This is a genomic window from Bacillus sp. PK6-026 (genome assembly GCF_054161455.1).
Genome location: NZ_CP096418.1, coordinates 2,961,439 through 2,981,885, shown reverse-complemented (window position 1 = coordinate 2,981,885; position 20,447 = coordinate 2,961,439). Strand labels below are relative to the sequence as shown.

At 47.3% G+C, this 20,447-nt stretch carries 22 protein-coding genes; 17 read left to right on the top strand and 5 right to left on the bottom strand.

Translation table 11 applies throughout. The features are described 5' to 3' along the window. The first annotated feature begins 10 nt into the window (after positions 1 to 10). Complete coding sequence (locus M1D59_RS15180; RefSeq protein WP_026579142.1) at positions 11 to 475, top strand: DinB family protein; 465 nt, start codon at positions 11 to 13, stop codon at positions 473 to 475. Positions 476 to 583: 108 nt separating this feature from the next. Further along, positions 584 to 763, top strand: coding sequence for a small acid-soluble spore protein H (locus M1D59_RS15175; RefSeq protein WP_023855402.1), 180 nt, complete (start codon positions 584 to 586; stop codon positions 761 to 763). 81 nt (positions 764 to 844) lie between these two features. On the opposite strand, the gene M1D59_RS15170 is transcribed toward M1D59_RS15175, so the two are convergent. Both M1D59_RS15170 and M1D59_RS15165 read right to left on the bottom strand, forming a co-directional pair. Further along, positions 845 to 967 (bottom strand): hypothetical protein, encoded by a 123-nt coding sequence (locus M1D59_RS15170; RefSeq protein WP_023855401.1) that lies wholly within the window; start codon positions 965 to 967, stop codon positions 845 to 847. Positions 968 to 1,037: 70 nt separating this feature from the next. Continuing rightward, the gene (locus M1D59_RS15165; protein ID WP_020452425.1) at positions 1,038 to 1,685 is read right to left on the bottom strand and encodes a protein kinase family protein; all 648 of its coding nucleotides are present in this window, start codon (positions 1,683 to 1,685) and stop codon (positions 1,038 to 1,040) included. A 231-nt stretch (positions 1,686 to 1,916) separates the two neighbouring features. Here M1D59_RS15165 and M1D59_RS15160 point away from each other — a divergent pair, with 231 nt between their 5' ends. From M1D59_RS15160 to yajC, 7 genes are all read left to right on the top strand, one after another. Continuing rightward, positions 1,917 to 2,438 (top strand): BofC C-terminal domain-containing protein, encoded by a 522-nt coding sequence (locus M1D59_RS15160; RefSeq protein WP_458117505.1) that lies wholly within the window; start codon positions 1,917 to 1,919, stop codon positions 2,436 to 2,438. Positions 2,439 to 2,561: 123 nt separating this feature from the next. Further along, positions 2,562 to 3,167 carry a Holliday junction branch migration protein RuvA gene (ruvA, locus tag M1D59_RS15155; protein ID WP_023855399.1) on the top strand — a complete coding sequence of 202 codons (606 nt, stop codon included), beginning with the start codon at positions 2,562 to 2,564 and terminating at the stop codon, positions 3,165 to 3,167. A 9-nt stretch (positions 3,168 to 3,176) separates the two neighbouring features. After that, complete coding sequence (ruvB, locus tag M1D59_RS15150; protein ID WP_023855398.1) at positions 3,177 to 4,181, top strand: Holliday junction branch migration DNA helicase RuvB; 1,005 nt, start codon at positions 3,177 to 3,179, stop codon at positions 4,179 to 4,181. Continuing rightward, positions 4,174 to 4,374 carry a DUF2905 domain-containing protein gene (locus tag M1D59_RS15145; protein ID WP_003183984.1) on the top strand — a complete coding sequence of 67 codons (201 nt, stop codon included), beginning with the start codon at positions 4,174 to 4,176 and terminating at the stop codon, positions 4,372 to 4,374. Before ruvB ends, M1D59_RS15145 begins: the two co-directional genes overlap by 8 nt. A gap of 40 nt (positions 4,375 to 4,414) precedes the next feature. Then, positions 4,415 to 5,443 carry a tRNA preQ1(34) S-adenosylmethionine ribosyltransferase-isomerase QueA gene (queA, locus tag M1D59_RS15140; protein WP_020452420.1) on the top strand — a complete coding sequence of 343 codons (1,029 nt, stop codon included), beginning with the start codon at positions 4,415 to 4,417 and terminating at the stop codon, positions 5,441 to 5,443. 28 nt (positions 5,444 to 5,471) lie between these two features. Further along, the gene (gene tgt, locus M1D59_RS15135; RefSeq protein ID WP_020452419.1) at positions 5,472 to 6,617 is read left to right on the top strand and encodes a tRNA guanosine(34) transglycosylase Tgt; all 1,146 of its coding nucleotides are present in this window, start codon (positions 5,472 to 5,474) and stop codon (positions 6,615 to 6,617) included. Between the two features lie 46 nt (positions 6,618 to 6,663). Beyond that, complete coding sequence (yajC, locus tag M1D59_RS15130; protein WP_085959518.1) at positions 6,664 to 6,927, top strand: preprotein translocase subunit YajC; 264 nt, start codon at positions 6,664 to 6,666, stop codon at positions 6,925 to 6,927. A 175-nt stretch (positions 6,928 to 7,102) separates the two neighbouring features. Here yajC and M1D59_RS15125 read toward each other — a convergent pair whose 3' ends face one another. Then, positions 7,103 to 7,486 (bottom strand): TIGR04086 family membrane protein, encoded by a 384-nt coding sequence (locus M1D59_RS15125; protein WP_020452418.1) that lies wholly within the window; start codon positions 7,484 to 7,486, stop codon positions 7,103 to 7,105. A gap of 155 nt (positions 7,487 to 7,641) precedes the next feature. Between M1D59_RS15125 and M1D59_RS15120 the strand changes: the two genes are divergently transcribed. Beyond that, a complete protein-coding gene (locus M1D59_RS15120; RefSeq protein WP_020452417.1) occupies positions 7,642 to 8,292 on the top strand; it encodes a DUF421 domain-containing protein in 651 nt (216 codons plus the stop codon). Between the two features lie 9 nt (positions 8,293 to 8,301). Here the strand turns inward: M1D59_RS15120 and spoVB are convergent, their stop codons facing one another. Further along, a complete protein-coding gene (gene spoVB / locus M1D59_RS15115; RefSeq protein ID WP_458117504.1) occupies positions 8,302 to 9,855 on the bottom strand; it encodes a stage V sporulation protein B in 1,554 nt (517 codons plus the stop codon). 117 nt (positions 9,856 to 9,972) lie between these two features. Between spoVB and M1D59_RS15110 the strand changes: the two genes are divergently transcribed. The 7 genes from M1D59_RS15110 to dtd all read left to right on the top strand — a co-directional run bounded on the left by M1D59_RS15110 (position 9,973) and on the right by dtd (position 18,755). Next, positions 9,973 to 10,269: a post-transcriptional regulator gene (locus tag M1D59_RS15110; protein ID WP_023855396.1), complete on the top strand. Its 297-nt coding sequence runs from the start codon at positions 9,973 to 9,975 to the stop codon at positions 10,267 to 10,269. Positions 10,270 to 10,305: 36 nt separating this feature from the next. Next, positions 10,306 to 12,531 carry a protein translocase subunit SecDF gene (secDF, locus tag M1D59_RS15105; RefSeq protein WP_039072894.1) on the top strand — a complete coding sequence of 742 codons (2,226 nt, stop codon included), beginning with the start codon at positions 10,306 to 10,308 and terminating at the stop codon, positions 12,529 to 12,531. A 152-nt stretch (positions 12,532 to 12,683) separates the two neighbouring features. Continuing rightward, positions 12,684 to 12,977, top strand: coding sequence for a LapA family protein (locus M1D59_RS15100; protein WP_023855393.1), 294 nt, complete (start codon positions 12,684 to 12,686; stop codon positions 12,975 to 12,977). A 71-nt stretch (positions 12,978 to 13,048) separates the two neighbouring features. Continuing rightward, the gene (gene recJ, locus M1D59_RS15095; protein WP_026579146.1) at positions 13,049 to 15,397 is read left to right on the top strand and encodes a single-stranded-DNA-specific exonuclease RecJ; all 2,349 of its coding nucleotides are present in this window, start codon (positions 13,049 to 13,051) and stop codon (positions 15,395 to 15,397) included. Between the two features lie 17 nt (positions 15,398 to 15,414). Next, positions 15,415 to 15,927: an adenine phosphoribosyltransferase gene (locus M1D59_RS15090; RefSeq protein WP_023855391.1), complete on the top strand. Its 513-nt coding sequence runs from the start codon at positions 15,415 to 15,417 to the stop codon at positions 15,925 to 15,927. A 169-nt stretch (positions 15,928 to 16,096) separates the two neighbouring features. Further along, positions 16,097 to 18,298, top strand: coding sequence for a RelA/SpoT family protein (locus M1D59_RS15085; RefSeq protein ID WP_023855390.1), 2,202 nt, complete (start codon positions 16,097 to 16,099; stop codon positions 18,296 to 18,298). A gap of 13 nt (positions 18,299 to 18,311) precedes the next feature. Continuing rightward, positions 18,312 to 18,755: a D-aminoacyl-tRNA deacylase gene (gene dtd / locus M1D59_RS15080; protein ID WP_197407180.1), complete on the top strand. Its 444-nt coding sequence runs from the start codon at positions 18,312 to 18,314 to the stop codon at positions 18,753 to 18,755. Between the two features lie 27 nt (positions 18,756 to 18,782). On the opposite strand, the gene M1D59_RS15075 is transcribed toward dtd, so the two are convergent. Then, the gene (locus M1D59_RS15075) at positions 18,783 to 20,354 is read right to left on the bottom strand and encodes an SH3 domain-containing protein (protein ID WP_197407179.1); all 1,572 of its coding nucleotides are present in this window, start codon (positions 20,352 to 20,354) and stop codon (positions 18,783 to 18,785) included. Between the last annotated feature and the right edge of the window lie 93 nt (positions 20,355 to 20,447).

Genomic DNA, 20,447 nt, shown 5'->3' with positions numbered 1-20,447 from the left:
GGAATAAAAAATGGAACGAAAAGACCGCATCGTTCAGGAATTTATGTCCCACCGTCTGGTGACAGAAGAACTGATTCAAAAGATTGATGAAAAACATCTCGATTACAAACCGACTGAAACGTCGATGCCAGCGAAGGAACTTGTCACGCATATGCTGCAATCTTTCTATGCCTTTGCTTCGGCGGCAAAAGAAGGAAACGGAGAGTCTTTTAAAAAGAAGCCGGAAGAAACAGGGTCAAGCCTGAGCGAGCTCGCCAAAACGTATACAGAAAAAACAAAAAAGCTGCTTGAATCTTTTACGGATGAAGAATTGGATCGTGAGGTCGATTTGACCGGCGTCTTCGGACGGAAAGTAGCCGGCGAACAGCTGCTGCAGCTAGCGATCGGACACGAAATTCATCACAAAGGCAATCTGTTTGTTTATGTGCGTGAAATGGGACACACGGATCTGCCTTTGTACGTAAAGATTCATTGATTACGGGAGCCTGAAGATCACCCCTCCTTGAAAGAAAACCGGCTCAAAAGGAATACGAAAGCAGCCGGGTGTACACATTATGAGTAAAAGCAAAAGGAGGGTGTCAGCATGAATACGCATCGTGCCCAGGAAATCGTCGAATCACCCGACATGGTTGATGTTACTTATAACGGCAGGCCGATTTATATTCAGCATGTCAACGAACAAAATGAAACCGCAAGAATTTTTCCGCTCGGCCAGCCGGAGAACGAGCAGGAAGTACCGCTCGCAAATTTGAAAGAGCATTAAAAAGCAACCCCTTCAAATGAAGGGGTTTTGTATTTGTCTTATCACTCGGCCATCAAAAAAAACACCCGAAAGCCCGAGTGTTTAATTTATGATTTTTGCAAGTCCTCTTACTGCCAGCCTCAGCACATAAAACAACGGCTCAAGCAAATCAACGAGATAAAGATAATCCCATTTATCATCATTTCGTTTCTTCTTTTTCTTCAACAGCTGTTTCTCCCTTCCTGACTTTAATGGGGTTATTTCATATACGGACGCGCCTTCTTTAAGTTTCAAATTAGGGGTGAAATTTGTTTTTTCTGGCGGCCCATTGTTTCTGAAGCCAGTTTTTTTTATAAAGATAAGCGATCAATTCCATCCACAGCTTAGGAAGCCTTTGCGGGAAACGGCTTTTTTTATAAATGGTTTGATAGGCTGTTTTTAAGTCATCCCACTGTCTGCATTCTTTCGTCTGCAAAAACCTGGCCACATCGATGACTTTGATTGTCCCAGCCGGCGTCAGTATCAGGTTTCTGAGGTGGATATCGGATGGATTCAATCCTTTCCGCTTCGCATCGTTCAATGCGCGGTCGACCTCGCAGATCATGTCATCATCGATCGGAATGCCTTTGTTTAAACACTCATAAAAAGTGTATCCTTTAATATACTCCATTAAAATATATGATGGCCCTGTTTCATATATATCAGGATAATAATTCGAATCAGAAAGCTTTTTGTAAATCTCCGCTTCCCTTGCGGCAATGTTCTTAAATTCGGGAAAAAAGACTTTAAGAGCCATTTCCCTGCCCTCTTCAGTCAGCTTAAAAACGTATGCGCTCCTGCCTTTCCCGATCAACTCTAAGTCATCGGGTTTTTGGATAAGTTTATTGAACTTTTTTTTCGTATTATACTTTACGGCCTCTGCATAGGTTTGCGCCTTTTTCACGCCGAACTCACCTTCTTTTTAAGGGCTGGTCAAACGAAAAACTCTCTATAATGTTGTTTATACATGAGAACGAGGGGTTTTGCACCTTAAATGCTTTTGAGTTCTTCATATTGGTTTAAAAATGTAACATTCGTAAACCGGTTGTCATCTAATTGCTTTTTTAGATTAATTTTTAAAAGCGTTGGTCAAACTATGGATATGATCGTTAAGGCAAAAAAGAAGGTGATATTGATGAACAGCCAAAGCAAGTTCAAAATCGGTTTATTGCTTATTGGAAGTCTGCTGGCCGCGCTCAGCTTTCACCTGGAGGCCCTGGCCGAAAAGCCGGCTAAAGTTCAAATCCAGCTTGAAAAGGTTTATCTGGACGGGGACGTTGGAATCGAAAATAAAGTAGAGGCCGCTCGAACACTGGAAGACTTTAAAGCTGCTTATAAAGGGTGGCAGCTCATCGATCAGAAAAAGGGGTTTATTCTGTTTCGCAAACAAGTGGACGACATTTCTCCCCTCAGCAAAACAAACGGTTATATCGGAGTGACGGAAGACGGCGTGATTTCGACTTTTCACGGCCGCCCGGGCATATTATCAGAGCCGATTCAATCGTTTTTTCAGATTGATATAAAGCGCCTGGAAAGCCGGATGGTGGATGATTTGCGCAAAGGGATCCCATACCGCACGAAAAAGGAATTTGAACATGTCATTGAAGCCGTAAAATCATCCAGAAGCCAACATCATGTAAAAGATATGAAGACATGACGCTGTTATGTCTTTTTTCAGCTGCAGACAGAAGCCATTTTTAGCGAACATATGTTAACTTTTTCATTCTAGCTTTGCCTGTTTTGTGTTACAATGAAGAGCAGTCAAAGAGGTGAATGAACGTTGATCGAATTCGTAAAAGGGACGATTGATTATGTATCGCCCCAATATATTGTCATTGAAAACGGCGGGATCGGCTATCAGATCTTTACGCCAAATCCGTTTATTTATAAGAAAAACAGCAACGAAACAATCTATACATACCATTATGTAAGAGAAGATACGAATGCGCTGTACGGCTTTTCGACAAGGGAAGAAAAAATGCTGTTTACGAAAATGCTGAATGTTACGGGAATCGGCCCGAAAGGAGCGCTTGCGATCCTCGCTTCCGGCGATCCGGGAGCGGTGATTGAAGCGATCGAGAATGAGGATGAAGCGTTTCTCGTCAAGTTCCCCGGCGTAGGCAAAAAAACGGCAAGGCAGATCATTCTTGATCTGAAAGGGAAGCTCGCGGACGCCGTTCCTGAAATCGCGGCCGATCTGTTTAACCATGAAGAGCGGGAGCAAATTCATGAAGCGGAAACGGCTCTTGAGGAGGCGCTTGAAGCATTAAGAGCGCTCGGCTATTCCGACCGGGAAATTAAAAAAGTCCAGCCTCATTTGAAAAAGGAAGAGGCGCTTTCGACGGATCAATACGTTAAAAAAGCATTGCAAAAATTGTTAAAGTAAGGTGATATCATGGATGAGCGGCTTGTATCAAGTGAACTAGACAACCATGAATCAGCGATCGAGCAAAGTCTGCGTCCGCAAAGACTGGCTCAGTATATCGGCCAGGAAAAAGTGAAAGACAACCTCAAGGTATTCATTGAAGCTGCGAAAATGCGGGAAGAAACGCTTGACCATGTCTTGTTGTACGGGCCGCCGGGATTGGGAAAAACGACGCTCGCTGCGATCATCGCCAACGAAATGGGAGTCAATCTCAGAACGACGTCAGGTCCGGCGATCGAGCGCCCCGGCGATTTGGCGGCGATATTAACGGCTCTGGAGCCAGGTGACGTTTTATTTATTGACGAGATCCACCGTCTGCACCGTTCGATCGAAGAGGTGCTGTATCCTGCGATGGAAGATTTCTGCCTTGATATCGTGATCGGCAAAGGGCCGTCGGCGCGTTCTGTGAGGCTCGATCTTCCTCCTTTTACCCTTGTCGGCGCGACCACAAGGGTCGGGCTTTTAACCGCGCCTCTCAGGGACAGGTTCGGCGTTCTGTCAAGGCTTGAGTATTACACGCGTGACGAGCTTTCAGACATCGTGATCAGAACGGCGGAGCTGTTTGAGGTTGACATCGATTCGCTCTCGGCTCTCGAAATCGCGAGACGGTCAAGAGGGACGCCGCGGATTGCCAACAGGCTTTTGAGGAGGGTCAGAGATTTTGCCCAGGTGCTTGGAAACAGCTCCATCACGGAGGAAGTGGCGGTGGATGCGCTGGAACGCCTCCAGGTTGATAAACTCGGGCTTGATCATATCGACCGCAAGCTTTTAATGGGCATGATCGAAAAATTTGGCGGCGGTCCAGTCGGCATTGATACGATTTCGGCTACCATCGGTGAGGAGTCTCACACGATCGAGGATGTGTATGAGCCGTATCTTCTTCAAATCGGTTTTATTCAAAGAACGCCGCGGGGGCGCATCGTAACCCCTGATGTATACAGCCACTTTAAAATGGAGGTTCCGAACCGTGACTGAATTTCCAAAGATTTTAATGGTGCTGGGCGCCGTCATTTTTGGCATCGGTTTATTCATGCAAGTCATCGGCAGGCTCCCCGGCGATATTTTTGTAAAAAAGGGAAACGTGACATTTTTCTTTCCGGTTGTTACATGCATTGTCATCAGCATCATTCTGTCCGTGGTGTTTTCGTTTTTCGGACGAATGAAATGACGCGACATTCAAGTCTATAGATAGAGTAAGGTGAAAAAAGATGAAAGTAGAATTATTCGATTTTGACTTGCCTGAACGCCTTATCGCACAGGTTCCTTTAAAAGAGCGGGATGCGTCCAGGCTGATGGTGCTGGATAAAAAAACAGGAGAAATCACTCACAGCACGTTTAAGCACGTGATTGATTTTCTGAACGCGGGCGATTGCATCGTGTTGAATGATACGAGGGTGCTACCGGCCCGCTTGTACGGAGTCAAGGAAGAGACGGGCGCAAAGGTTGAAGTTCTTCTGTTAAAACAGGAGGAAGGGGACGTATGGGAAACGCTTGTCAAGCCCGCAAAGCGGGTCAAGCGCGGAACCGTTCTTTCGTTTGGAGACGGCCGTCTAACGGCGGTCTGCACAGAAGAGCTCGAGCACGGCGGAAGAAAAATTGAATTCCGCTATGAAGGAATTTTTTACGAGGTGCTCGAATCGCTCGGCGAAATGCCTCTGCCTCCTTATATTAAAGAACAGCTCGATGACAGAGAGCGCTATCAGACGGTTTACTCAAAGAAACAAGGATCGGCGGCTGCGCCGACGGCCGGGCTGCATTTTACGGAAGAGATTCTGGATGCGCTCAGGAAAAAAGGCGTGCATATTGCGTTTATTACCCTTCACGTCGGGCTCGGGACATTCCGGCCTGTCAGTGCGGAAAATGTAGAGGAACACGATATGCATGCCGAGTTTTATGAAATGTCGGAAGAAACGGCAGCATTGTTAAACCGCGTCAGACAGGAAGGCGGAAAAATCATTTCCGTCGGCACGACATCGACGAGGACGCTTGAGACCATCGCTTCCGAACATGACGGCCGCTTCCGGGAAGCGAGAGGCTGGACATCGATTTTTATTTATCCAGGCTACACATTCCGGGCGATTGACGGGATGATTACCAATTTTCATCTTCCGAAATCGTCCCTCATTATGCTTGTCAGCGCGCTCGCAGGCAGAGAGCATGTGCTTTCTGCCTACCGCACCGCAGTGGAGCACGAATACCGCTTCTTCAGCTTCGGAGATGCCATGTTGATCAAATAAAATTCAAAAAGATTGGAGGGCTCATAATTTGTCGCAGCAACCGATACGCTATGAGTTCATAAAAGCATGTAAACAAACAGGAGCAAGGCTGGGGAGAGTGCACACCCCGCACGGCTCATTTGAAACGCCGGTGTTTATGCCCGTAGGAACGCTCGCCACCGTTAAAACGATGGCGCCGGAAGAGCTGAAAGAAATGGGTGCAGGCATTATTTTAAGCAATACGTACCACCTTTGGCTGAGACCGGGCCATGACATCGTCAAAGAGGCGGGGGGCCTTCATCAGTTTATGAATTGGGACCGCGCCATTTTGACGGATTCAGGCGGCTTTCAGGTGTTTTCCCTGAGCGAGTTCCGCAAAATCGAAGAGGAAGGCGTTCATTTCCGCAATCATTTAAACGGAGACAAGCTGTTTTTATCTCCTGAAAAAGCGATGGACATCCAAAACGCCCTCGGATCAGATATTATGATGGCGTTTGACGAATGCCCGCCGTACCCGGCAGAGTACGATTATATGAAGAGGTCTGTTGAGCGGACGAGCCGCTGGGCGGAAAGGTGCCTGAAAGCTCACAAACGCCCTGACGAGCAAGGGCTTTTCGGAATCGTTCAAGGCGGAGAGTACGAAAACTTGAGAAAACAAAGTGCGAAAGACTTGATTTCACTGGATTTTCCGGGATATGCTATAGGTGGACTATCCGTCGGAGAGCCGAAAGACGTGATGAACCGTGTGCTGGAGTTTACAACTCCGCTGCTTCCTGCGGATAAACCGCGCTATTTAATGGGGGTCGGCTCACCGGACTCTCTGATTGACGGAGCCATCCGCGGAGTGGATATGTTCGATTGCGTGCTGCCGACAAGGATAGCGAGAAACGGTACGCTCATGACGAGCGAAGGGCGTCTCGTCGTGAAAAATGCCAAATATGAAAGAGATTTCAGACCGATCGACGAGCAGTGCGACTGCTATACGTGCCGCAATTACTCGCGCGCTTATATCAGACATTTAATCCGCTGTAACGAAACGTTTGGAATTCGTTTAACTTCTTATCATAATCTTTATTTTCTGTTAAAATTAATGGGGCAAGTCAGAGATGCCATTCGTGAAGATCGTTTAGGTGATTTCCGGGAAGAGTTTTTTGAGCGCTACGGTTTTAATAAACCAAATGCTAAAAGTTTCTGACACATAAACGAAGAAAGCGATAAAGCCATTTGAAAGGGGTGAAAAAATAATGGAGATGCTTGGAACATTACTTCCGATTATTTTAATGTTTGCGGTTCTTTATTTCCTTTTGATCCGTCCGCAGCAAAAGCAGCAGAAGGCTGTCCGCCAGATGCAGGAGGAGCTGAAAAAAGGAGATAAGGTCGTAACGATCGGCGGCCTGCACGGCATCGTTGATTCAATTGACGAAAGCAAGGTTGTCATCAAAACAGGCGACAATACCCGTCTGACATTCGACCGCCGCGCGATCAGAGAGGCGTCAGCAGAATAGCCGAAAGGCTGATACATAAGCATCGGAAATCAGACTGTCGCAGGACGTGAAAACGGCGCTAGCGCCGTTCCTTATGTCTTGATGAAGCCGCAGTTGTTCCTGATGTGACATGGCATAAAAGAAGCCTGATGGGCATGAGAAAAGGGAGCGGTCATCCGCTCCCTTTTTGCTGTCTTTATGCACGGCTCCCCTGCAGATTGACCCCGAAAATCCCGCCCAGCATGCTGACTCCCAAAAAACCGGAATGATAGAGCAGCTGCTTCAAATTGAAGGCTTCGCCAAAGCCGAGATATTGAAACAAAAGCACCGTAAGAGAGAAGCAAAGCGCTGTCAACCCTCCGCTCAGCCACCCTTTTTCCTTCGATTTGCCTCCCGCAATAAAACCGCCGATGAACAAGGTAATAAAAGAAATGGCGGTAATAAACCAGCTGAATGAACTTTCGGTTAATGATGTGAAGGTGAGGAGCAGCGAAATGACCAGGCTTCCCGCAAACATCAAAGCGAAAATAACCGCCAAGCTGTATAAAATCCCTTTGCCGACTTGTTTTGGTTCGTTCATCACGATCCTCCTTTCAATATAGACGGGCTCGTCTTTTTAAATGTATTCTGCACGTTTGGCAAATAGACTAGCTCCCCCGACCTTTTATACATAAAAGCCTCAATTTTACAAAGGCTATGTTTATGATCATGATAGGCGGAAGGAGGCGGGCGGTAATGGATGAAATTTTAGCTCTTACGTTTCGGACGGTCGTTTTGTATTTCATCATCTTTATTTTGTTTCGCTTGATGGGAAAGAGGGAAATAGGCGAGCTGAGCATATTGGATCTTGTCGTTTTTATTATGATGGCCGAAATCGCGGTTTTGGCCATTGAAAATCTCGATGACCACCTTCTCCATACGATCATTCCAATTCTCGTTTTGACGCTGATCCAGGTTATATTTGCATATCTGTCATTGAAAAATCAAAAAATCCGCCGGCTTCTCGATGGAAAACCGACGATTATCATAGACCGCGGAAAAATTGATGAACACGCTATGAGGACACAGCGCTATAATTACGATGATTTGATGACGCAGCTGAGAGATAAGAATGTGGAACGAATCGGGGATGTTTCATATGCGATTTTGGAGCCGACCGGGAAGCTTTCAGTGTTTACAAAAGACGGGCCAAACAAAATGATCGAACTGCCGTTGATTGTTGACGGAATGGTTCAAAAAGAACAATTAGAAAAGATCGGGAAAGACCGGGAGTGGCTTGAGCAAAAGCTTGAAAAAAGAGGACACCGCGATCTTTCCAAAATTTCTTATTGCACATATAATAAAGGTTCTTTTTTTATTGATATAAAGGATGAATTTAAACCTTAAAGCGAGAGCTTACGAAATCCAGCGGCCGAACAGCGGAAACCGCTGGATTTCTTCTTTTTTGACCAGCTTGAAGGCGACCAGAAGGAAGACGTAAAGAAAGCTTGTAACCGCGACACACAAAAGCAGGCGCATCGGCTCGGACTGGTCTAAAAAAAGGTGTTCTTTCATCAGAAGGCTTCCCCACCCTGATATCAAAATGACGCCGAAGGATACGATATATTCTTTCAGGTTAATGCTGATGGGAAGCACTTTGCTGACGGTTGCGGCGTGCAGCAGGGTGACGAGGATGATCCCCGTCAAAATCGCCAGCGCAGCCCCCATAATGCCAAGCGAAGGCCGTGAAGCGAGAACAATAATGAGACCTGTTTTCACAACGGCGCCGACCAGGCTGTTCATCATTGCCGCGCCGGCCAGGTTTAAAGCCTGCAGGACGGCCTGCAGCGGACCTTGGAAATAGTAAAATAAAAAGAATGGAGCCATGATTTTCACATAAATCGCAGCATTTGACGACCCGTACATCACGCTGACCAGCTCATCCGCGTACGAAAACAAAATGACCGCCGATATTCCGCCGCTTAAAAGGCAAAGCCTCATCGCCTGCTCAAGCCTGTATTCCACGACTTGCATTTTTTTCTGTTCGATTCCTTCGCTGATGGCTGGAACGAGCGCCGTAGACAGAGAATATGTGATAAAGCTCGGGAGGGTGAGAAGCGTCAGGGCAAAGCCGGTCAACTCTCCGTACTGGCTCGTTGCGGCGGAAGCGGCGACCCCTGCTATTGCAAGGCTTTGCGCTACGACAATCGGTTCAAAAAACCATGACAGGTTGCCGATAAAACGGCTGCCCGTTGTTGGGAGCGAGACGCTCATCAGCTCGAAAAACGTGGTTCGTCCAGATTTCAGGGATTGGAAAAAACGTTTTCTGATGCGGATTTTCTTTTTGTATTTAAAGGCGACGAACAAATAAAGGAGTGAAGCCAACTCGCCAAACACGGATGACAGCATCGCGCCCGCAGCCGCATATTCGATGCCGAGCGGAAGGAATGCCGTCGTGCATACGGCGACAAGCGATATCCGGACAATTTGTTCGAGAACCTGGGACACGGCAAGCGGCCTCATATTTTGCTTTCCTTGAAAATAGCCCCTCAGCACGCTGGAAACAGCAATGATCGGAACGACCGGTGTAACCGCCAAAAGCGGATAAAGCGTTCTTTTGTCTGTGAGCAGCGTGTCGGCCATCAGCGGGGCGTAGATGAGAAACACCGGAGTAATGACGGCGCTGAGCGTCCCGGTAATTGCAAGAGACATCACTAAAATCTGCTTTGTCTTTCTGTGGTCTCCGCGCGCTTCCGCTTCAGCAACCAACTTGCTGATGGCGACAGGTAGGCCGAACTGGGTGAGGGTGACCGCCAGAAAAAAAGTCGGAGCCGCCATCATATAAAGCCCGACACCTTCACCTCCGATGAACCTTGCGATGACAATCCGGTTGATAAAGCCGAGCATTCTCGTAATCAAACCTGCCGCTATTAAAATGAGCGTTCCTTTTAAAAACGTCTGCTTCGTCATTTCTAGAGTCCCCTGCCTTCTCAAACAACCTTTAATCATATACAATAAGATATGCGCATACATCGTCCAAGCATGACAAGTCTCTCTGAAAAAATGTGAAAGGAGCGTGGCTTTGGCATGGGCAAACATCCGGCTGATCTGTACAAGGATCATTTAAAACCCTTTCTTCACAGCAAGACGGAAGAGTTCAGGATACTCGGTTATGACGATATTGAAATAGAGGAATTGTGGTCATACTTATTGAATAAGAAATGGAAGAAAAAGAAGGATGTTCAAATTCATCAGCTCGCCGGTGATATTTTATCTGTGAAAATTGGCGAATTTATGAACTATGCAACCGTAGAATCGTTTAAAACGTCTAATTTACTCGACAGCAAAGAAGGGCAGAATATGCTCGATGAGCTGCTGAGGTAGCCGTAGATTTTGGTTGATTTAAGGAGGAAATACATAATGAAAAAAGGACGCTTGATTGCGTTTTTCCTTACCGTTCTCTTGATCGGTACGGGACTGGGAATGTTCACGAAGCCGGCTGCAGACAGCATCAGCCTCGGCCTTGACCTTCAGGGCGGTTTTGAGGTTCTGTATGAAGTCCAGCCTGCCAAACAGGGCGACAAAATTGACAGGGACGCCCTCATCAGTACGGTTGAAGCACTGAACCGCCGGGCGAATGTGTTGGGCGTCAGCGAACCGAACATTCAAATCGAAGGAAACAACCGGATCAGGGTTCAGCTTGCCGGCGTCGACAACCAGAACAGGGCGCGGGAAATCTTATCCACACAGGCTCAGCTTACGTTCAGGGATACGAATGACAAAGAGCTTTTGAACGGTTCAGATCTTGTCGAAAACGGTGCTAAACAGTCGTTCAAGCAGGACACAAATGAGCCGATCGTGACGATCAAGCTGAAGGATGCCGATAAATTCGGCGAAGTGACAAAGAAAGTGCTCGATATGAAGCCGAACAACCAGCTCGTCATCTGGCTTGATTACAAAAAAGGCGACTCCTTTAAAAAAGAATCGCAAAAAGCGGATCATAAATACATCTCCGCTCCGAATGTCAGCCAGGTGCTGAACACGTCAGACGTGATGATTGAAGGAAATTTTACGATTCAGGAAGCAAAAGATATGGCGAGCATTTTAAATGCGGGCGCTCTTCCTGTCAAACTCGTTGAAAAGTATTCGACATCCGTCGGCGCGCAGTTTGGGGAGCAGGCTTTGAATGATACCGTGTTTGCGGGAATCGTCGGTATTGCTATTATTTTCTTATTTATGCTTCTTTATTATCGCTTGCCTGGTTTTGTCGCGGTCATTACGCTTTCTGTCTACATCTACATTACACTGCAGATCTTTGACTGGATGAATGCGGTTCTGACCCTTCCGGGGATCGCGGCTCTTATTTTGGGTGTCGGGATGGCGGTTGACGCAAACATCATTACGTACGAACGCATAAAAGAAGAGCTGAAGCTCGGCAAATCGGTCCGCTCGGCTTTTAAAGCAGGAAACAGAAGATCATTTGCAACGATCTTTGATGCCAATATTACGACGATGCTTGCCGGAATCGTGCTTTTCATATTTGGTACGAGCTCTGTCAAAGGCTTCGCGACCATGCTGATCCTATCCATTTTGACAAGCTTTGTTACAGCTGTCTTCCTGTCGCGCTTCCTGCTCGGCCTGCTGGTCGAAAGCCGCTGGCTTGACCGGAAAAAAGGCTGGTTTGGAGTGCGCAAAAAAGACATCCTGGACATCAGCAAGACAGACGAAAATACTGAGCCTCCGACTCCGTTTACCAAATGGGATTTCGTCGGTAAGCGTAAATGGTTCTTCGTATTTTCCGGGATTATTTTGGCTGCGGGAATTGTCATTCTGCTTGTTTTCAGGCTGAACCTTGGCATCGATTTCTCCAGCGGATCAAGGATCGAAGTGCAAAGCGACCACAAGCTTACGAGCGAAGAGCTGAAAAAAGACTTTGAAGAGGTCGGGTTGACAGCCGATTCAATCGTTCTTTCGGGTGATGATCAAAAACACGGCGTCGCCAGATTTGTCGGCGTTCCGGATCAGAAAAAAATTGCCGAAGTGAAGGATTATTTTAAAGATAAATACGGCTCGGAGCCGAACGTCAGCACAGTATCACCGACAGTCGGAAAAGAGCTGGCGAGAAACGCCCTCTATGCGGTGGCCGTCGCGGCTCTCGGGATCATCTTGTATGTTTCGATCCGCTTTGAATATAAGATGGCAATTGCGGCGATCGCTTCGTTGCTGTACGATGCATTCTTCATCATCGCGGTCTTCAGCATTACAAGGCTCGAGGTGGATATTACGTTTATCGCAGCCGTGCTGACGATTATCGGTTATTCGATCAACGATACGATCGTAACGTTTGACAGAATCAGGGAACAGGTGAAAAAGCGCAAGCCGAAGAGCTTCAGCGATTTATCGCATATTGTGAATCTGAGCTTGCAGCAAACGTTCACTCGTTCGATTAATACGGTGCTGACCGTCGTCATTGTGGTCATTGCGCTCCTCATTTTTGGCGCAGCATCGATTACGAACTTCTCTGTCGCGCTGTTAATCGGGCTGTTGAGTGGAGTGTATTCATCGCTCTACATCGCAGCTCAAGTATGGCTTGTCTGGAAAGGGCGCGACCTGAAAAAGCCGAAGCGCAAGCCTGCAGGAGAATAAATCGAGGACTGCCCGTACTGCCGGGCGGTCCTTTTTTGGTTTGAAGAGAAAAAAGTTGTTTTGGCGGCTTTCTATCGATCTTCTTTTTGTTTAAAATGGGAGCAGAGCGGGAAAATAACGCTAGAAAACGACGCGAATGGAGAGAGTATCTCATGAACAAACAATGGACGTTAATCTCTGCACTTATTTTTACATTAATTGTTGCTGTTTTCGCGGTCATTAATGTTGAACCGGTGAAGGTTGATTTTCTTTTTGGAACGGCAGAATGGCCTTTGATCCTGGTCATTTTGGTATCGGTATTGATGGGGGCGCTCATTATCGGCTCGGCCGGCGCTTTCCAGATCATGCGGCTGAAAAAAGAGCTGAAGGCGCTCAAGAGAGAAGAACGGGTAAAGTATCCTGAACTTGAAGCCGAATCGGCGGCCCCTGAAAATCAGAAAGACTAGAAAGATTGCACGAAATAAATTGAATCCCCTCATGCTGCTCTAGTATAATAGTGTGGTTGAGGGGTGAATTTATGTTAGCGTCAAAAATGCGTTGGGACGTGCAAACGCCCGACAAAGAAAAGGTGGAGCAGCTCGCCGGAAGATTAGGCATTACTCCCCTTGCCGCCTCATTGCTTGTCATGAGAGGTTACGATACAGCCGACAAAGCATCTTCATTTTTAAATGGCAAGGATGCAGTTTTTCACGATCCTTATCTGCTGAAAGATATGGAAAAAGCTGTACAGCGAATCAAACAGGCAATTTCAGATCAAGAAAAGATTATGATTTACGGCGATTATGATGCGGACGGTGTGACAAGCACGACTGTCCTTTTGCAAATGTTGAAAAAATGTTCAGCACAAGCCGATTTTTATATACCTGACCGCTTTAAAGAAGGGTACGGCCCGAACGAAGCGGCCTTTCGCGGGATCAAAGAATCAGGCTATTCATTGATCATCACAGTTGACACAGGCATTGCCGCCGTTCATGAAGCTGAAGTCGCTAAAGAGCTTGGCGTCGATTTGATCATTACGGATCACCATGAGCCGGGACCCGTTTTGCCGGATGCCTATGCGATCATTCATCCGAAGCAGCCGGGCTGCGGCTATCCATTTAAAGAGCTTGCCGGCGTCGGTGTCGCATTTAAGCTAGCCCACGCTTTGAACGGAGAGCTCCCGGAAGATTTGCTCGACCTTTGTGCGATCGGCACGATTGCCGACCTTGTGCCGCTTCATGATGAAAACAGGCAGATTGCCAAGCGCGGCATGGAACAGTTCAGGAGAACGAAGCGCCCCGGATTAAAGGCGCTGACCAAAATTGCCGGAGCGGAGATACATAGTGCGGATGAAGAGACCATCGGTTTTCAAATTGCGCCCCGCTTAAACGCGGTCGGCAGAATTGAACAGGCTGACCCGGCCGTTTACCTCCTGAACACAAAAGACGAAACAGAAGCGGAAGAGCTGGCCGAAGATATCAACGCCTTGAACAAGGAGCGCCAAAAAATCGTCAATCAGATGACAGAGGAAGCCGTTCAGATGATCGAGGAGGAAGGGCTTGACCGGCCGGTGATCGTCGCGGCGCGGCCGGGCTGGAATCCCGGTGTCGTCGGAATCGTGGCTTCAAAGCTTGTCGAGCGGTATTACAGGCCCGCCATCGTTCTCGGTATCGATGAAGAAAAAGGCATTGCCAAAGGATCTGCGCGCAGCATCAAAGGATTTGATTTATTTCAAAATCTCTCGGAGTGCCGGGATATTCTCCCGCACTTCGGCGGGCACCCGATGGCAGCCGGAATGACACTCAACCTGGAAGATGTTTCGGCACTAAGGGAGAGAATCAACCGTCAGGCTGAAGCGGTTCTGACCGAGGAAGATTTTATTCCCGTTCAAGACGTCGATTTGTGCTGCCGGCTCGAAGATATCACGGTTGACAGCATTGCCGAAATGAACATGCTGGCGCCGTTCGGCACGGGAAATCCGAAGCCCTTCGTCCTTGTCAGCGACGTTAAAATTGATGATTCCAGGAAAATCGGCGCCAACAAGAATCACTTGAAGCTTGTGCTGGCAGACGGCGAGAACAAGCTTGATTGCATCGGATTTTATAAAGGCGCCATCGAAGACGGGATCGTTCCTGGAGCAAAGATCTCGATTGTCGGGGAACTGTCGATTAACGAGTGGAATAACAGAAAAAAACCGCAGCTGATGATCAAAGATGCAGCCGTCAATGAATGGCAGCTGTTTGATCTGCGGGGAAAACGGTCATGGGAAGAAAAAATATTGCAGCTGGATCCTGCGAAACGGGCGTGCATCTGCTTCCGTGAGGAAACCAAAGCGAAGCTTGCGGGGACAGGCCTTGAAGAAGAGCTGACCGTCATCAGCGGTCCTGAAGATGCAGAGCGTCTCGTCCTTGAGAGCCGCTATGCGGTATTTATAGATATTCCGCCGTCGCTCGACATCTTTGACCAAGTGATAAAAGGCAAAAAACTGGAGCGCATTTATCTGATTTTTTATCAATCAGACGAACATTTTTTCTCAACATTTCCAACTAGGGAATATTTTAAATGGTACTATGCTTTCCTCCTGAAAAGAGGTTCTTTTGACTTGCCGAAATACGGCGGGGAGCTTGCCAGACATAAAGGCTGGACAAAAGACACAATTGATTTTATGACAAAGGTGTTTTTTGAGCTCGGTTTTGTTACAATAGAGAATGGTGTTTTATCTGTTGTTTATCATGCCGAAAAGCGCGATCTGACAGATTCTGAAACCTACCGGGAAAAACAGCGCCTGATTGAATTGGAGCAAAAGCTCATTTATTCTTCGGCGGATGAGCTTAAACAGTGGCTGGATAAGCGGATGGCGGAAAACGCCGTCGCTTATAAAGTATGAGGAGGACATGAAGACAGATGGATTTGAAGAAGTATGTGACAATTGTGCCGGACTACCCGAAGGAAGGCGTACAATTTAAAGATATTACAACATTGATGGACAAAGGCGACGTCTATCGCTACGCGACAGATCAAATTGTAACGTATGCGAAAGAAAAAGAGATCGATCTTGTCGTGGGACCTGAAGCGAGAGGATTTATCATCGGCTGCCCTGTCGCATATTCGCTCGGGGTAGGATTTGCGCCTGTCCGCAAAGAAGGCAAACTGCCGCGTGAAGTCATCAAAGTCGACTACGGATTGGAATATGGAAAAGATGTCCTGACCATCCATAAAGATGCCATTAAACCGGGGCAGCGCGTCTTGATCACTGACGACCTGCTTGCAACCGGCGGAACGATCGAAGCAACGATCAAGCTGGTTGAAGAGCTTGGCGGCGTCGTAGCCGGAATCGCTTTCCTGATCGAACTGACATATCTTGAAGGAAGAAATAAACTGGACGGATATGATATTTTAACCTTGATGCAATACTAAACAAATTTTATACTATAAAAAGCACTCATAAAAAGCGGGTGCTTTTTTTCCTATTCATATAGTATTCCGGGGCCGGCAAAAGTCCTTTTGAATTTCTTCTCTTTACATCTGTGACATTTTTCTTGATAATAATTACAATACAGTTTTCAATTATAAAAAAGGTGATTCCATGGCGAACGAACAAGTATTAACCGCTGAGCAAGTCATTGAGAAGGCGAAAAGTTACCTTTCCGATGAACATGTTGCTTTTATAAAAAAGGCTTATCAGTACGCGGAAGACGCACATCGCGAACAATACCGCAAATCGGGCGAGCCGTATATTATCCATCCGATCCAGGTCGCGGGTATCCTCGTCGATTTGGAAATGGACCCCGCCACAATAGCGGGAGGATTTCTCCATGATGTGGTGGAAGATACGAGCGTAACGCTTGAAGATTTAAAGGAAGCATTCAACGAAGAAGTTGCGATGCTTGTCGACGGCGTCACGAAGCTTGGGAAAATTAAATATAAATCACAGGAAGAACAGCAGGCAGAAAATCATCGGAAAATGTTTGTGGCTATGGCTCAGGACATCCGCGTCATTTTGATCAAGCTGGCGGACCGCCTTCACAACATGAGAACCTTGAAGCACCTGCCGCAGGAAAAGCAGCGCAGAATTTCAAATGAGACGCTTGAAATATTTGCTCCGCTGGCTCATCGCCTTGGGATTTCAAAAATAAAGTGGGAGCTTGAGGATACCGCTTTACGCTATTTAAATCCGCAGCAATATTACCGGATCGTCAATTTGATGAAGAAAAAGCGGGCCGAAAGGGAATTGTACGTCGAAGAGGTCGTAAACGAAGTGAAAAGCCGCGTCGAAGAGGTCAATATTAAAGCGGACTTTTCCGGCCGGCCGAAGCATATTTACAGCATCTACAGAAAGATGGCGATGCAAAACAAGCAATTCAATGAAATTTACGACTTGCTCGCAGTCCGGATCCTCGTCAACAGCATCAAGGACTGCTACGCGGTTCTAGGCATCATTCATACGTGCTGGAAGCCGATGCCGGGCAGATTTAAAGACTATATCGCAATGCCGAAGCCGAACATGTACCAGTCCCTCCACACCACCGTCATCGGGCCGAAGGGGGATCCGCTGGAAGTCCAGATCAGGACGTTTGAAATGCACGAAATTGCGGAATACGGAATCGCGGCCCACTGGGCTTACAAAGAAGGCAAAAATGTCAATGAAGATTCAAGCTTTGATAAAAAGCTCTCCTGGTTCCGCGAAATTTTGGAATTTCAAAATGAGTCGAGCGATGCCGAAGAATTTATGGAATCTCTAAAAATCGATTTGTTTTCCGACATGGTGTTCGTTTTTACGCCGAAAGGGGACGTCATTGAATTGCCGTCAGGCTCTGTGCCGATCGACTTTTCGTACCGGATCCATTCAGAAATAGGCAATAAAACGATCGGGGCGAAAGTAAACGGAAAAATGGTCACGCTTGATTACAAGCTGCGCACAGGGGATATCGTAGAAATTCTGACATCCAAGCATTCGTACGGTCCGAGCCAGGACTGGATCAACCTTGCGCAGACATCTCAGGCTAAGCATAAAATCCGCCAGTTCTTTAAAAAGCAGCGCAGAGAGGAAAATGTCGAAAAAGGCAGAGAACTGGTTGAAAAAGAAATTAAAAACCTGGACTTTGAAGTGAAGGACGTCTTAACTGTTGAGAATCTGCAGAAAGTCGCTGACAAGTTCAATTTTGCCAATGAAGAAGACATGTATGCCGCAGTCGGCTATAACGGCATTACAGCCGCTCAAGTTGCAAACCGTCTGACGGAAAAAGAACGGAAAATCAGAGATCAGGAAGAACAGGTGAAAAGCGTTCAAGATGTAACACCTGAACCGAAACCTTACCAAGGGAAAAAACGCGAAGCGGGTGTTCGCGTCAAAGGCGTTGACAACCTTCTGATCAGACTGTCAAAATGCTGCAACCCCGTTCCGGGAGATCCGATCGTCGGATTCATTACAAAAGGCCGTGGTGTATCCGTCCATCGCGAGGACTGCCCGAATGTTTTAACAAATGAAGCGCTCGACCGGCTGATTCAAGTAGAATGGGAGCATGAGCCGCAGACGCAGCGGAGAAAAGAATATAACGTCGAAATCGAAATTCTCGGCTATGACCGCCGCGGCCTTCTTAATGAAGTTCTTCAGGCCGTTAATGAGACAAAAACAAATATTTCATCTGTGTCAGGTAAATCGGACCGCAATAAAGTGGCGACGATCCATATGGCCATCTTCATTCAAAATATTAATCATTTGCATAAAGTGGTTGAACGGATCAAACAGATCAAAGATATCTACTCCGTGCGCAGGGTGATGAATTAGGAGGAAAAGCGTCATGAGATTAGTTGTTCAGCGCGTCACAGATGCAAGCGTTTCGGTAGGAGGCGAGACTGTCGGTCAAATCGGCCTCGGCTTGATGGTGCTTGTCGGCGTGACGCATGAGGATACGAGCGAAGATGCCGCATATTTGGCGGAAAAGCTAGTCAATCTGCGGATTTTTGAAGATGAAGGCGAAAAGATGAACCTGTCGCTTTTAGATGTCGGAGGCTCCGTTTTATCGGTTTCTCAGTTTACCTTGTACGGCGACACGAAAAAAGGAAGACGGCCGAATTTTACAAAAGCGGCAAAGCCCGATCAGGCGCTTCAATTATACGAGGAGTGGAACAGCATGCTTCGCGCAAAAGGCGTTGCTGTCGAAACGGGAAGATTTGGCGAAATGATGGATGTCAAGCTGACAAATTCGGGTCCCGTCACCTTTGTTATGGATTCGAAAGCATAAAAAAGCTCCCATTTGGGAGCTTTTTTATTAGTTAAAATAGTTTTCTAAGCCGCTTCTAATGCCGTCTGTCACTCTTTCTCTATAAGCGTTCGTGCTGACAACCGCTTCTTCTTGAGGATGGCTCAAGTAGCCGAGTTCAAACAATGCGGCGGGCTGTTTATTTTCTCTTAATACGAAGTAGTCCCCGAATAATACGCCGCGGCTTGGCAGAGGCGAGTGCTTTTCGATCTCGGACTGCACGTCTGCTGCGAGCTTCCGGTCTTTTGACGGGCTGTAGTAATAGGCGGTATTTCCCCTTACGGACGCGTTTGGAAAACTATCATAATGAATGCTGATAAAAGCGTCGGCGTTTCGGTAATGAGAGGTCGCGACCCGCGACTGAAGGCTGACGAAAGAATCGTCATTCCGCGTCATATAGACGTTGACGCCATCGGCTCTCAGTTTCGCGGCAAGAAGCGTTGCTGTTTTGATGGTCAGCCGTTTTTCGAGCGTCCCCCGCGTTCCGATTGTCCCGCTGTCATGTCCTCCGTGTCCGGCATCGATGACAACCGTTTTATTTTTAATTGTGCCGCTCGCGCTTGACCGCTTTGCCAAAGGCGGTGCTGCGCTTTTCGAATCTCCGGCTGAGCCAGACTGGTCAGCGGTCTGAACGACCCAGTTTGCCACATAGGCGGAATCGCCGTTTGACAGTTTGATTTCATACCAGTCGCCTTTTGCAGAGACGATCGGGTAAGACTCGCCTTTCCCTGCGCGCTTGACGATCGCTGAGGATGTCGAAGGCCCGCTTCTAACATTTGTGCCTTCATACACGATGGTGGCCTGCTGTTTTGACCCGGAGCCGCTGCTTGTTTCCGAAGTTCCGCTTTTCTGTTTGGGTCCTTCGAGAATATAGTGGCTTGCGACCCAGCCCTTTTGACCATTAAATTCGATTTCATACCAGCCGTGCTGTTCGTTTAAAATCGTCACACTTGCATTCCGTTGAAGCGACGCAATAATCCGTCCTTGATGGGAAGCTGTGCTTCTGACATTTAAGGTGGATACGCCGACCGTTCCTGATTTTGTTGATGAAGCGCGTGATGAAGACGATTGAGACTGTTTTGCTCCTGAACCTTGATTGACATAGTCTGAATGGACCCAGCCAGTGATGTTCTGATAGGAAATCTTCACCCAGTTTCCGTTGGTCTTTAGCAGGTCAGCCTGTTCTCCTTCAGGGAATACGCCTTGGACTTCATATGAAGTGCCGGGGCCTTTTCTGATTCTCAGGTTTGCTTCGGAAGATGTGACTTTTCCCGCCGCTGAATCAGAGCCGTTGGAGACTTGGCTTTTTTTCTTGATCAGCCAGGATACAACCCATCCTTTTTGTCCGCCGTTCAGCTGGATCTGGACCCAATCCCCGCGCTCTTCAAGAATCGGATAGCTTTCATTCCGGCTGACGACGCTGACGATTTCATGGCTCAGTCCGGGTCCGCTCCTGACATTGATTTCATCGGTGGCAATCACGGCTTCCCCGATGGCTGCAGAAGCTGTGTTTGACGATGTATAAAAGGCTGCTTGTGCTGCCAGCATCATCGATAGGATCAATACTGTTCTTTTTTTCATATTGTTACCCATCTCCTCCTTTCGGTAAAAAACTTGGAACACTACTTCTTCTTCTATATCGTATATTCCTTGCCGTTTTTTTAATAAAATGAA

Coding starts and splice junctions, on each gene's coding strand:
- M1D59_RS15090 (WP_023855391.1), top strand. CDS start 15,415: ATGGATTTGAAGAAGTATGTGACAATTGTGCCGGACTACCCGAAGGAA.
- M1D59_RS15100 (WP_023855393.1), top strand. CDS start 12,684: ATGAACAAACAATGGACGTTAATCTCTGCACTTATTTTTACATTAATT.
- M1D59_RS15125 (WP_020452418.1), bottom strand. CDS start 7,486: ATGAACGAACCAAAACAAGTCGGCAAAGGGATTTTATACAGCTTGGCG.
- dtd (WP_197407180.1), top strand. CDS start 18,312: ATGAGATTAGTTGTTCAGCGCGTCACAGATGCAAGCGTTTCGGTAGGA.
- M1D59_RS15175 (WP_023855402.1), top strand. CDS start 584: ATGAATACGCATCGTGCCCAGGAAATCGTCGAATCACCCGACATGGTT.
- spoVB (WP_458117504.1), bottom strand. CDS start 9,855: ATGACGAAGCAGACGTTTTTAAAAGGAACGCTCATTTTAATAGCGGCA.
- recJ (WP_026579146.1), top strand. CDS start 13,049: ATGTTAGCGTCAAAAATGCGTTGGGACGTGCAAACGCCCGACAAAGAA.
- M1D59_RS15075 (WP_197407179.1), bottom strand. CDS start 20,354: ATGAAAAAAAGAACAGTATTGATCCTATCGATGATGCTGGCAGCACAA.
- M1D59_RS15085 (WP_023855390.1), top strand. CDS start 16,097: ATGGCGAACGAACAAGTATTAACCGCTGAGCAAGTCATTGAGAAGGCG.
- M1D59_RS15110 (WP_023855396.1), top strand. CDS start 9,973: ATGGGCAAACATCCGGCTGATCTGTACAAGGATCATTTAAAACCCTTT.
- M1D59_RS15180 (WP_026579142.1), top strand. CDS start 11: ATGGAACGAAAAGACCGCATCGTTCAGGAATTTATGTCCCACCGTCTG.
- queA (WP_020452420.1), top strand. CDS start 4,415: ATGAAAGTAGAATTATTCGATTTTGACTTGCCTGAACGCCTTATCGCA.
- M1D59_RS15120 (WP_020452417.1), top strand. CDS start 7,642: ATGGATGAAATTTTAGCTCTTACGTTTCGGACGGTCGTTTTGTATTTC.
- M1D59_RS15160 (WP_458117505.1), top strand. CDS start 1,917: ATGAACAGCCAAAGCAAGTTCAAAATCGGTTTATTGCTTATTGGAAGT.
- ruvB (WP_023855398.1), top strand. CDS start 3,177: ATGGATGAGCGGCTTGTATCAAGTGAACTAGACAACCATGAATCAGCG.
- secDF (WP_039072894.1), top strand. CDS start 10,306: ATGAAAAAAGGACGCTTGATTGCGTTTTTCCTTACCGTTCTCTTGATC.